Source organism: Levilactobacillus mulengensis (assembly GCF_003946045.1).
Classification (GTDB): Bacteria; Bacillota; Bacilli; order Lactobacillales; family Lactobacillaceae; genus Levilactobacillus; species Levilactobacillus mulengensis.
On the sequence record NZ_RHNW01000001.1, the window covers coordinates 145,164 to 157,580 of the forward strand.

Consider the following 12,417-nt stretch of genomic DNA (forward strand, 5'->3'; position numbering starts at 1 on the left):
GTTTTTTAATAGTGAACCTAAAAAGTGGCCAGTCGCCATCTCTGACGGACTGACCACTCCACTGTGAACCGTTTATCATCAAGTTTTGCCCTATTCTGCGGATTGTCCGGCCGGGGTCTTGTAACGTAATTCAACGCCCTCAATATCAACCTTCTGAATGCCAACAGCCCGGTTCCGATAGTACATCACGCTCTTCTTGGATGGGTTGTGTGCGAGTCCCATGGTATGGCCAAGTTCGTGTTCCGCCACGTGCAGGTCATCGGAACGTGAATAGCCGTAAGCCGTGAGGAGCATGGGGTTCAACGTCGCGGAAACCTTGCGCAAGTAGTCGCGGTTGGCCGTGTATTCGGTCAGTCCGACGTCCTCGCCTAAGGTCTTGGCTTGGGCAGCCGAAGCAGTCGTCAGATCAATTTGGGCATTTCCCTTAGTGCCCGCCTTGAAATGAAAGGCGCCCGTGTGATTCCAAGCAGAAATGGCTGATTCCCAAATCTTGCGGTAGTAGTTGGACTTCGTGGTGATCACGTAAGTCGCTCGATTTTCCGCAAACCGTTCCGGACCAAACGGGGTCACGCCAGCCGCTAAGGCAATGCTGCCCCCAATCTGCGTAATAAACAACAAAACCGTCGTTACGATGGTTAGAACTCCTCGGTACCAACTTCTCAACATACCAAGTCCCTCTCTCTTAAAGGAGGATGCCTGGCGGCTACCATCGACCCGTATTATAGCCTGGCTCGGTCAAAAAAGACGACTAAAAACGCCCAATCACGCTGAAAAAATCGTGGTTGGGCGTTTCTTAAATGTAAATTTAGCTAATTAAGCCTCGAAAGCAGCGGTCAATGGTGGCACCACTTGCTTCTTCCGGGAAACAACGCCTGGCAAACTTGCCCGGTTGTTGTCCAGCTTGGTGTTGAAGGCCTTTTCGACAACGCTCTTAGGTTCACCGGCAACGATGAGTTCGGAGTCGCTGTTCAAGACGTTAGTGGCCAAGGTAATGAACAAGTCGTAGCCATCAGCGGCCATCTCAGCTTGCATTTCCTTTTCCAAACCGGCTTGACGGTCCAAGACCTCGTTCAAGTCGACCGTGTTGATTTGGCCGATCCGAACGCTCTTGCCAGCCATGTCGAAGGACTTAGCGTCGCCGTCGATCAGTTCCTTGTCGCTCTTGGCAGCCAGGTTAGTCCCAGCCTTTAACATCTCGATACCGTAGCTTTGCACGTCGACATCAGCGATTTCAGCCAAGGCACGAACGGCTTCGCGGTCCTTGTCAGTCGTGGTTGGGGATTGTAATAACAAGGTGTCAGAGATGATGGCAGAAAGCATCAAACCAGCTAACTTAGCAGGAATCTCAATCTTTTCTTCGTCAAACATTTCGGTCAAGATCGTGCTCGTGCAACCAACGGGTTCTGCGCGGTAGTACAGTGGCAGGCTCGTTTCAAAGTTGGCGATCCGGTGGTGATCGATGACGTGGCTAACCGTCACCTTGTCCAGGTCAGCAACACTTTGTTGGGCTTCGTTGTGGTCGACTAACATGACTTGGTCGACTTCGTTAGCCACCGTCTTAACCACGCGAGGAGCGGGTTCGTCGAAGTGGTTTAAGACGAAGTTGGTTTCCATGTTGGGTTCGCCTAAGGCAACGGCTTCAACATCCAAGCCCTTTTGACTTTGGAAGTAGGCATAGGCCTTGGCTGCAACGATGGCATCCGTATCTGGATTTTGGTGACCGAAAATTAATGCTTTACTCATGAGATAAAACTCCTTTAGCAAATTAGTTTTAAATTTATTGGTTCCGAAGTTGTTTAAGCCGCGAAATGTAGTCGTCCGTATGCAAGTACCGGTCGAACTGTGCCAAGAAATGGCTGATCCGCGGAATTTCTGCCTTACCCTTGCGGAAGACAAAGGCTAAGTCGAAGCGAATGTTGGGGTCGAAGTGCGCCGTCCAAGTGTTGGGCAGCTCTTCTTGGCCAATCATAAAGGAATTTGGCAAGGCCGTCGACGCTTGCGTCTGCATGGAGAAATGCAAGAGCTGGGTGGGCGTCGTGAAGTTCGCGACGCTCTTGGGAAAATCAGCCAGCTGGTTCTTGTAGGCCTCATGCAGCGCTTGATTCAGGTAGTACCCGTCCGGATACATCGCCCAAACGTCAGCGGTCGTGTCTTTAAACTTGATGCGCCGCTTCTTAGCCAGCTGTTCATCATGGTGAATGAACAGTAAGTCATCCGAGATAATTTTCTTGGATTCGTAAGGCTTCCAGTTCTTGATCGAATCATCTGGCAGGTACATGATGGCCAGGTCAATCTTATTGTTTTCAAGGCGTTCCCAAATTTCCTTCCGGGTTAACATGTGAAAGGAAATCTTGAGGTCGGGATTGTTCTGATACGATAAAATCGCGAAGTCTTCAAAGACAGCGTCTTCCATGGAAGCCAACAAGCCAATGTTGATTTCCCCCTGAGTCGCACTCGTGGACTGTTGAATCTCGTCCGTGGCGGTGTTTAAGATCCCATAAATCTTGTGGGTGGCGTCTAACATGGTGTAACCCGCGTCAGACAACCGCAATTTTTTGCCGACCGAATAGAATAAGGGCGCGCCCACCGTGCGTTCCAGCTTCTTGATCTGCTGGGTCAGAGCGGGTTGCGTGATTCCCAAAATCTGGGCGGCCTGCGTGTAATTCATGGTTTCCGCCAACTGTAAGAAATACGTTAAGGTTTTAGAAGAAAAGATACTTTCTTGTTTCGTCTTCATCCGTTTTTTCTCCTTATGATCGGCCTCGCACCACAATCGTACCAGGTCAACCTAATGGTTACTATTAATCTATATAATAGGCCGTTTCCAGAAAAAGCGCAACGATTTCTCCTCGCAAATCCCCGACTATCCTTGAATTCTAATCAAGAACTAACTCGGTTGGTTTAACCCGTAACCGAACCGGTTGGCCCTCAACGTCCGTGTCAACCACGAATGACCCGTTGGAGTAACGGCCACTCAGCGGATGATCCGTAGGCATGACGTCGTGGGTTCGCTCGCGACTCGTGATGATTTCCAGGGCTGGGTTGCCACTCGGAATCGTCATGAAGTCGACGATGTAGTGCGGATCGCGTTTTAATTCGCGTAAGACAATGACACCGCGGCGCGCCCGACTCGTCACGGAGATTTCCTTCATGGCTAAGCGCTTAAAGGCCCCTCGAGTCGTGACCATGGCAATGGTATCACTGTCGGTGACCAGGGCCAGGTTAACGACCTCGTCGTCATCACGCAAGTCCATGGATCGGACCCCGGTCGTGCGGGCTCCGTTGACAGAAACTTCATCAATGGCGTAGCGCAAGGCGTAACCGTTCTTGGAAACCAGCATGATGCCTTGTTCGATGGATTCCGTGAGGTACTTGACCGCCACGACCCGTGAATCAGGCGTCTTGAGCTTCTCATAGGTGGCAGCCCGACTCTTGTAGGTCCGACCAGGTGTCAGGTCGGTGAAGGCCGTTTGCTTGATGTAACCATCGCTGGTGGCAATCAGGAAGCGACCGGGTTCCTTCAAGGTCTTGAAGGCAAAGGTAGCCACAATTTCTTCGTCGGGAGCGAGCCCAATCGTTTGCGAAATGTGTTCCCCGGTCTCCTTCCACTTCACGTCACTGATTTCGTGGACGGGCCGGTAGATGAGGTTCCCCTTGCTGGTAAACATCATCAGGTGATTCAACGTGCTGAGCTTTTCCAAGAAGATGGGGTAATCCTCGTCCTTCAGCCCGTTATCGGCAGGGTCAGAGGCCGTGTATGACCGGACACCAGACCGCTTTAAGTAGCCGTCATGGCTGACCAGTACCACAACTTCTTCGTCGGCAACCGTGACCGTGGTCTTGATCTTCAAGTCCTCGATTTGGTCTTGAATCTCAGTCCGCCGGGGGTTCCGATATTCCTTGGCAATGGCCTTGAGCTCTTTGCGGAGCACGGCGTTTAACGTCTTGGGTTCTGCCAAAATCTGGTGATACTCTTCAATGGCCGCGCTCAGCTTGGCCGATTCAGCCTCTAACTGGGTCACGTCGGTATTGGTTAACCGATACAACTGTAAGGCCACGATAGCGTCGGCTTGCTTTTCAGAGAAATCATAGGCCGAAACTAAGTTGTCGCGCGCGTCACGCCGGTCTTTGCTGGCCCGAATCGTCTTGATCACTTGGTCTAAGATCGACAAGGCCTTGATCAGCCCAATTACGATGTGCTGCCGGTCCTGGGCCTTAGTCAGATTGTACTGGGTCCGCCGCGTGATGACGTCGCGTTGGTGCTCCAGGTACGCCGTCAGGATGGTCTTGAGGCCCACGTGCTCTGGACGCATGTGGTTGATGGCCACCATATTAAAGTTATAGGTGATTTGTAACTCAGTGTTCTTGAACAGGTAGTTCAGGACCCCTTGGGCATCGGCGTCACGCTTGAGCTCGATGGCAATCCGCAGGCCGTCCCGGTCGGTTTCGTCCCGGACTTCCGCTAAGCCTTCTACCTTCTTGTTCAAGCGAATTTCATCAATCTTCTTGACCAATTGGGCCTTGTTGACTTCGTAAGGAATCTCGGTGACCGTGATCTGGTTCTTGTTCCCACGCAGGGGCTCAATGGCCGTCTTGGAACGAACCACAACGCGACCGCGTCCCGTTTCGTAAGCCTTAACGATACCATCTTTCCCTTGAATGATCCCCCCAGTGGGGAAATCGGGTCCTTGGACGAAGGTCATCAGCTCTTCCAGCGTGGCCTTGGGGTGGCTGAGGAGGTAGATTAGCGCATCCACGACCTCACCCAAGTTGTGCGGCGGAATCTCCGTGGCATAACCGGCAGAAATCCCGGTGGAACCGTTGACTAACAAATTAGGAATTCGGGCAGGCAACACGGTTGGTTCGTACTCGGTATCATCAAAGTTCAACACCATGTCGACCGTGTCTTTATCGATATCCCGCAACATTTCACCGGCTAATTTGCTTAACCGGGCTTCGGTATACCGCATGGCAGCGGCCGGGTCTCCGTCCATGGACCCATTGTTCCCGTGCATTTCAACCAGGGGTTCGCGGACCTTCCAGTCCTGGCTCATCCGGGTCAGTGCTTCGTAAATAGAACTGTCACCATGGGGGTGAAAATTACCCATGACGTTCCCCACAGACTTCGCGGACTTCCGGAAGCCCTTTTCGTAGGTGTTGCCGTCCTTATTCATGGAGAATAGGATGCGGCGTTGAACCGGCTTTAACCCGTCACGAATATCGGGTAACGCCCGTTCCTGAATGATTGACTTGGAGTAACGACCAAAGCGGTCGCCCATAACTTCTTCCAAGGTTAGTTCTTGAATTTTTTGTCCTTCACTCACAGATGTTTACTCCTTTCGCCGGTTCGCTAGTCGTCAGACTTGGAAGCTTTATCGTTTTCCAATAGGCTAGTGTCGTCTTCTTCCAACGTAAATTGGACATTGCTTTCGATCCACTTCCGGCGGGGTTCGACCTTGTCTCCCATTAGCGTGGTGACCCGGCGTTCAGCCAACGCGGCATCATCGATCTGGACGCGAATCAGCGTCCGGTTGTCAGGATCCATGGTCGTGGCCCACAGTTGTTCCGCGTCCATTTCCCCTAACCCTTTGAACCGCTGGAGGTGGTAGCCGTGGTTGGCAATCTTCTTAGTCTTGCCATTCAGTTCATCGTTGGTCCAGGCGTAATCGATGGTCGGCTTCTTACCGGTCGTCTTAATCTGGTACAACGGTGGCAGGGCAATGTAGACCCGGCCAGCATCAATCATGGGCCGCATGTACTTGTAGAAGAACGTCAACAATAGAATCTGGATATGCGCCCCATCATCATCGGCATCGGTCATGATAATGATCTTGTCGTAGTTGGCGTCTTCGATGTTAAATTCAGTCCCGACCCCGGCACCAATGGTGTAGATCATGGTACTGATTTCTTCGTTCTTCATGATGTCTGGCAGCTTGGCCTTTTCCGTGTTTAAGACCTTCCCCCGTAAAGGCAGAATGGCTTGGAACTTTCGGTTACGGCCCTGCTTAGCGGATCCACCGGCGGAATCCCCTTCGACCAGGAACAGCTCGTTCTTAGCGGCGTTCTTGGATTGTGCGGGGGTTAACTTTCCAGATAACAGGCGTTCGTGCTTCTTGTGACGCTTGCCATTACGGCTCTCGTCACGAGCCTTCCGAGCAGCCTCTCTGGCGGAGCGGGCCTGGGTTGACTTCTTGATCAACATCTTCCCAAAGTCTCCGTTTTCCATCAGGTAGTAGCCCAGCTGCTCACTGATGACGCTGTCCACGATGGTCCGGGCTTCCGGTGTCCCCAGCTTTTCCTTCGTTTGGCCTTCGAATTGTAACAGGTTTTCGGGCACCCGTAAGGAAATCACGGCGGAGAGTCCTTCACGAACGTCGGTCCCTTCCAGATTCTTGTCGCGGTCCTTTAAGAGGCCGGTCTTGCGGGCGTATTCGTTAAAGGCCTTGGTCCAGCCACTGCGCATACCGGCTTCGTGGGTTCCCCCATCCTTAGTCCGGACGTTATTGACGAATGACAACAGGTTTTCCGTGTAGCCATCGTTGTATTGCGCAGCAACCTCGACTTCAATGCCATCCTTCTTGCCGTCAAAGTACATGACGTCGCCCAGGGTGTCCTTGTCTTCGTTAAGGTAACCAACAAACTCTTTGATACCGTCTTCAAAATGGTATTCTTCGGCCCGTTCTTGGCCTTCCCGTTCGTCGGTCAGGGTAATCTTGACGCCCTTGAGCAGGAACGCGGATTCCCGGAGCCGTTCGGACAGGGTCCCGAAGTTATAAACGGTCGTGGTGAAAATCTCTTTATCTGGTTTGAAATCAATCGTGGTCCCGTTGTGAGCCCGCGTGTTTCCCAGCTTCTTCAGGGTTCCTTGTGGATGGCCCCCCTTAGCAAATTTTTCTTGGTAACGCACACCATCACGGACAATGGTAACCGTGAGCGCACTGGAGAGGGCGTTCACAACGGATGCCCCGACCCCATGCAGCCCACCGGACGTCTTGTAACCGCCTTGGCCGAATTTACCCCCGGCATGTAGGACGGTCAGAATAACTTCTGGTGTTGGAATCCCGGACGCGTGCATACCCACGGGCATACCCCGGCCGTGATCGACGACGGTAATGCTGTTATCCTGGTGAATCGTCACGTTAATTTCCTTACCGTAACCAGCCAACGCTTCATCGACGGCGTTATCCACGATTTCGTAGACCAAGTGGTGTAAGCCACGGCCGTCGGTTGACCCGATATACATACCAGGACGTTTACGAACAGCTTCCAACCCCTCCAACACTTGGATGGAGGAATCGTCATATTTTGCTTTTGCTTTCGCCATGCGTAAATCCCCTTTACTTTTACTTTTGTCTAAAAAATGGCATACCTACATTTTACTCTAATACGAACGTATGTTCAAATAAACTGGTCAAACGCCCACGGGTAGGTATCCAGTAACTTCATAATCATACCACAGGAAGCCAAAATCTGGCTAGACTTCTCGAGATAATTGGCGTTCTCGTGAAAACATGCTAAAATATAGTCCAGCTTATCTGCGGCGAGTCCCAGCTATGGCGGCTCCCGTTGCAAGAAAGAGCGGAGGAATAACTTGTGAAATTAATTGGTTTACTCATCGTGGCCTACCTGCTGGGGGCCATTCCCAACGGGGTCTGGGTCGGCAAGGCCTTTTTCCAGACGGATATTCGGCAGTCGGGTTCCGGAAACATTGGCACGACCAACACGTACCGGGTCCTCGGGCCGTACGCCGGCACCGCGGTCATGGTGTTAGACATTGCGAAGGGCTCAGTGGCCACGCTACTCCCCACCCTGTTCCACGTCACGACCTTCTTGGGCACGGCCACGCCTTTGCTATTTGGGTTATTTGCCGTGCTGGGGCACACGGTTTCTATCTTCGACCGTTTCAAGGGTGGCAAGGCCGTCGCGACCTCAGCGGGGATGTTACTGGCGTATAACCCCATCATGTTCGTGATTGCGGCGGGCTTGTGGGTCAGTCTGATCTACTGGACCAGCATGGTCAGCTTGGCCAGCATGATTGCCTTTAGCCTGATCACGCTGATCTCGTTAGCGATTCAGGATTGGTATCTGACGGGGATTGCCCTGGTCTTAACGATTTTTGTGTTTTACCGGCACCGGACGAATATCAAGCGCATCAAGGCCGGGACGGAATCCCTGGTTCCCTTTGGTCACGGGTATCATAAGCGGCAAGCCGACAAGTAATTTAGCACTTATTTAGAAATAGTTAACGGGCTCTCACCGACAATCGTCGTTGGGAGCCCGTCTTTTCGTTTAAAAGTAAGTAATCTGATAAGCTGCTTGGAAACTGGCGTGAGCAGCCAGGTGGTGAATGGCGACCTTGGTCTCTAAATCACCGGTGGCTTGTACGTCGTCGGCTAAGCCCCACCAAGGCTCGAAGCAGACGAATGGGGCCTGCTTAGGGTACGGCGACCAGATGCCCACGTAAGGCGCGGCTAAGGTCAAGGCAACCCCGTGGTCGTTGACGTGACTGCTTAACATCAGCGTCGTCTCTTGGTTGTTAAGCGTTAAGACCTTGGCGTCATGGTCGAAGAGGTCGTGATCCAACGCCATGGGTTTCGTCAAATCCATGGGAACGCTGTGCTGGGTATCGCTGTAAGGCCCAACCAATGGCACCCGTTGGTACACCTGCTTGGGTGAGACCGTGACCTGGTAGTCCGTGAAATCGGCCGTAGGGTCGCCTAGCGGCACGTTAAAGCCGGGATGCGCTCCCAGGGAGAACGTTAATGGTGTATCGGCGGGATTATCCACGGTCGCCGCAAAGCTTAACTGGTGCGCCACCAGCGTGTACTGCACGGTCAGGCTAAAGTCTGAAGGAAACAGTTCCTTGGTCTGGTCGTCGGCCGTCAGCCGCAAAACCACGTGGTCCTCAGCCTGTTCGACCACGGTGAACTCGCGGTCGCGGGCAAAGCCGTGCTGCGTCATGTGATAGGTCTTGCCGTCAAGCCGGTACTGATTGTCCTGCAGGCGCCCAACGATGGGGAATAAGATGGGCGCGTGACGACCCCAGTAGGTCTTATCCGCCTGCCACATGTACTCCAGGTGACTCTCGTTGTCCTGCACGCTGGTCAGTTCGGCCCCGAACGGGTTGATTTTAACTGTTAAGAAATCATTTTTTAGTGTAAGCATTGTCACACAACCTCCAACTAACTTGTCTTTCCTTTAATCATGGACCAAATTGGCCTAGTTGTCTAGTCCAATTTTCACTTTTTGGGAAACGCTTTCGCCCTGATCCATCAGTCTTGGTGAACACAAAAAGACCCAGACAACCGTCTGAGCCTTTGCTTGATTAGAGAATGTAACGGGACAGGTCCTTGTTTTGCACGATGTCCCCAATCTTATCGTTGACGTAGTTCTCGGTGATGGTCACATCGCCTGAGCCCATGTCTGGTCCCTCGTAGAGCAGGTCTTCCAGGAGCTTTTCCAGAACGGTCTGTAACCGCCGAGCACCAATGTTTTGGTTCTCGTGGTTCAGCTCGAAGGCCAGTTCAGCGATGCGTTCGATGGCTTCCATGGTGAACGTGACCTTGACGTTGTCGGTCCCAATCAAGGCGATGTATTGCTTGATCAACGCGTTATTCGGTTCAGTCAGGATCCGCACAAAGTCGGCCTTACTCAGGTCGTTTAATTCGACCCGGATTGGGAAACGACCTTGCAGTTCAGCAATCAAATCGCTGGGCTTGGATTCCGCGAAGGCGCCGGCCGCGATGAAGAGAATGTGGTCGGTGTCAATCGTACCGTACTTGGTCTTGACCTGGGTCCCTTCGACGATTGGTAAGATATCGCGTTGGACCCCTTCACGGGAAACGTCGCCGCTGTTTTGGCTACTGCCCTTGGCAATCTTATCAATTTCATCGAGGAAGATGATCCCGGTGTTTTCGGCCCGCTTGATGGCATCGTGGTTGATGTCAGCGTTGTTGACCAATTTCTCGGATTCTTCGGCGACCAAGATCTCCCGTGCTTCGGCGACGGTGACCGTCCGCTTGATGCGCTTCTTAGGCATGATTGAGCCCAAGGTGTCGCTCAGGTCGATACCCATTTGGCCCATCATGTTGTTGTCGGTCGCGCTAGCTTGCTGCGGATCGTCCATTTCGATTTCAACCATATGGTCTTCTAACAGGCCCTTGTTCAGTTGATCAGCAATGGAGAGCCGTTCGTTGCGCACGTCGTCGGTGACCTCTTCCGTGTCGCTAGGTGCCGTTGGCGTTTGGCCGTTTTGCATTTGGCTAAACATGTTCATCATGTTAGCGAAGTCGTTGTTATTTTTATTTTCTTTTTTCTTAGCGGGGGCTAACAGCTTGACCAGGCGCTTATTGGCGGCCTGAATGGCATCGCTACGCACGTTCTTAAATTGGTCTTGCTTTTCCATCGTCACGGACACTTCAACCAGGTCGCGGACCATGGATTCCACGTCACGCCCGACATAGCCGACTTCCGTAAACTTGCTGGCTTCGACCTTGGTAAAGGGAGCGTGGACGATTTTAGCTAACCGGCGGGCAATTTCAGTTTTCCCGACCCCGGTCGGTCCAATCATCAACATGTTCTTAGGTGAAATTTCTTCTTGCATGGCAGCATCTAACTGCATGCGCCGGTAACGGTTACGCAAGGCAATCGCAATGGCTTTCTTGGCGTCGTCCTGACCGATAACGTATTGATCTAATAGGCCGACAACTTCTTTAGGCGTTTTATTAATGGCGTCCACTTTGGTTCCTCCGTTCAATTAAAGTTCTTCTGAAATAACGTGATCGTTGGTAAAGATATCGATGCCCCCAGCAATGTGGATGGCACTTTCGGCGATTTCCTTGGCGCTCATTTCCTGGTTGTGGTGGTGTAAGGCCGTGGCTGCGGCTAAGGCAAAGTTGCCACCTGAACCGATGGCTAGGATGTCGTCATCAGGCGCGATGACTTCACCGGAACCGGAAACTAATAACATTTCGTCCTTATCCATGACGATCAGTAAGGCTTCCAGTTTTTGTAAAGCCTGGTCGGAACGCCATTGCTTAGCGAGTTCAACGGCTGCCCGTTGGAGGTTCCCGCTGTATTCGGTCAGTTGGGCTTCGAACTTTTCTTCCAAATTGAAGGCGTCCGCCACACTACCGGCGAACCCAACGACGACTTGGTTGTTGTAGATCCGGCGAATCTTGTGGGCGGTCCCCTTCATGATAACTTTTTCGCCCATGGTGACTTGCCCGTCACCGGCCATGGCGTTGTGGCCATTATGCCGAACGGCACAGATGGTCGTGGCTTCAAATTTTACTGGCATAGTTTAATCGATCTCCTTATCATGGCTTGGTTTCTTTAGATTTATCTTCGGTGGCTCGCGGGAAAAACTGGCGATAATCGCGTTGTAGATGCTCGCGGGTCACGTGGGTATAGATTTGGGTGGTCGAGAGACTGCTATGGCCCAATAATTCTTGAACCGACCGCAAGTCGGCCCCTCGATTTAACAGGTGTGTGGCAAACGTGTGCCGCAACATGTGGGGATGAATCTCCGTGGTCAACGTACTGCGTTTGATAATCTGGTTCAGCAGGTACGTCACCCCGGCAGTAGTCAACTGCTGGCCCCGGTGATTGATAAAGACAAACGCGTGCGTCTCCTGGTGCTGCGCCATGATGGGCGTCCGCGCGGCGGTAAAATACTGCTGCAGGGCGTCACTGGCGTAGTGGCCAAACGGGACGTAGCGTTCCTTGTTGCCCTTCCCATGAATCAACATGATCCGGTTGTCAAAATCAATATCTGGAAGAGTTAGGTTCACACACTCGCTGACCCGGATGCCGGTCCCGTACAGGACTTCTAGCAACGCCGAATCACGAGTCGCCAGCTGTTCGTTCGGATTGGCTCCCGCGGCCGCAAACAACGCGGTCATTTCCCGTTCGTAGAAGAACCGGGGTAAATGATTCTGGTGGTGCTTGAGCTGGACGTAGGCAAAGGGATCATCCTTGGCCTGCCCGTTACTCATCAAGAAGTTGTACAGTGACCGCAACGTGGAGAGCTTCCGGGCAATCGTCGTCCGGGCATAGTGCCGGTCGTACAGATCACTCAGATAAACCTCGACGTCTAGCTGGTCAATTGCCGTCCACGCCTTGGTCCCCCCGTTGTCTGCGAGAAATTGGGTGAACTCCTCAAGGTCTTCGCGGTAAGCTTTGACCGTTTCCGGTGAGTATTGCCGCTCACCCTGTAAATACGTTAAGAACGCTGTGATGGCCTGGTCCACGTGAACACCTCCCTGCTACCTGTTCTCAATGCTAGCAAACGCACCGAAAAAACACAACTAACTCATCAGGCTTTTCGGTGCAGACTAGTTTGGTTGAGTGTTTGACCGCCGCCGGATTTCAGGAATTCCACCTGCTGTGGGGTGAACCAGGCCACTCGCCTCCGGG

Annotated in this window: 10 protein-coding genes; 1 reads left to right on the plus strand and 9 read right to left on the minus strand. The window is 52.5% G+C overall.

Annotated features, from left to right (window positions below; all coding sequences use genetic code 11):
• Positions 1 to 90 precede the first annotated feature (90 nt).
• The 5 genes from EKM84_RS00695 to parE all read right to left on the minus strand — a co-directional run bounded on the left by EKM84_RS00695 (position 91) and on the right by parE (position 7,324).
• Positions 91 to 666 carry a matrixin family metalloprotease gene (locus EKM84_RS00695; protein ID WP_125762622.1) on the minus strand — a complete coding sequence of 192 codons (576 nt, stop codon included), beginning with the start codon at positions 664 to 666 and terminating at the stop codon, positions 91 to 93.
• Between the two features lie 147 nt (positions 667 to 813).
• Entirely contained in the window at positions 814 to 1,743 is a 930-nt protein-coding gene (locus tag EKM84_RS00700; RefSeq protein ID WP_125762624.1) for a manganese-dependent inorganic pyrophosphatase, read from the minus strand.
• A 34-nt stretch (positions 1,744 to 1,777) separates the two neighbouring features.
• Positions 1,778 to 2,737, minus strand: a complete 960-nt coding sequence (locus tag EKM84_RS00705; RefSeq protein ID WP_125762626.1) for a LysR family transcriptional regulator — start codon at positions 2,735 to 2,737, stop codon at positions 1,778 to 1,780.
• Between the two features lie 139 nt (positions 2,738 to 2,876).
• Positions 2,877 to 5,324, minus strand: coding sequence for a DNA topoisomerase IV subunit A (gene parC, locus EKM84_RS00710; protein WP_125762628.1), 2,448 nt, complete (start codon positions 5,322 to 5,324; stop codon positions 2,877 to 2,879).
• Positions 5,325 to 5,350: 26 nt separating this feature from the next.
• On the minus strand, positions 5,351 to 7,324 hold the full coding sequence (gene parE / locus EKM84_RS00715; RefSeq protein ID WP_125762630.1) for a DNA topoisomerase IV subunit B: 1,974 nt from the start codon (positions 7,322 to 7,324) through the stop codon (positions 5,351 to 5,353).
• Between the two features lie 269 nt (positions 7,325 to 7,593).
• Here parE and plsY point away from each other — a divergent pair, with 269 nt between their 5' ends.
• Complete coding sequence (gene plsY, locus EKM84_RS00720) at positions 7,594 to 8,220, plus strand: glycerol-3-phosphate 1-O-acyltransferase PlsY (protein WP_125762632.1); 627 nt, start codon at positions 7,594 to 7,596, stop codon at positions 8,218 to 8,220.
• Between the two features lie 69 nt (positions 8,221 to 8,289).
• Here the strand turns inward: plsY and EKM84_RS00725 are convergent, their stop codons facing one another.
• The 4 genes from EKM84_RS00725 to xerC all read right to left on the minus strand — a co-directional run bounded on the left by EKM84_RS00725 (position 8,290) and on the right by xerC (position 12,251).
• Complete coding sequence (locus EKM84_RS00725) at positions 8,290 to 9,165, minus strand: aldose 1-epimerase family protein (protein WP_125762634.1); 876 nt, start codon at positions 9,163 to 9,165, stop codon at positions 8,290 to 8,292.
• A gap of 160 nt (positions 9,166 to 9,325) precedes the next feature.
• Positions 9,326 to 10,738, minus strand: coding sequence for an ATP-dependent protease ATPase subunit HslU (gene hslU / locus EKM84_RS00730; protein ID WP_125762636.1), 1,413 nt, complete (start codon positions 10,736 to 10,738; stop codon positions 9,326 to 9,328).
• Between the two features lie 18 nt (positions 10,739 to 10,756).
• On the minus strand, positions 10,757 to 11,299 hold the full coding sequence (hslV, locus tag EKM84_RS00735) for an HslVU peptidase proteolytic subunit (RefSeq protein WP_125762638.1): 543 nt from the start codon (positions 11,297 to 11,299) through the stop codon (positions 10,757 to 10,759).
• A gap of 19 nt (positions 11,300 to 11,318) precedes the next feature.
• On the minus strand, positions 11,319 to 12,251 hold the full coding sequence (xerC, locus tag EKM84_RS00740; RefSeq protein ID WP_125762640.1) for a tyrosine recombinase XerC: 933 nt from the start codon (positions 12,249 to 12,251) through the stop codon (positions 11,319 to 11,321).
• Between the last annotated feature and the right edge of the window lie 166 nt (positions 12,252 to 12,417).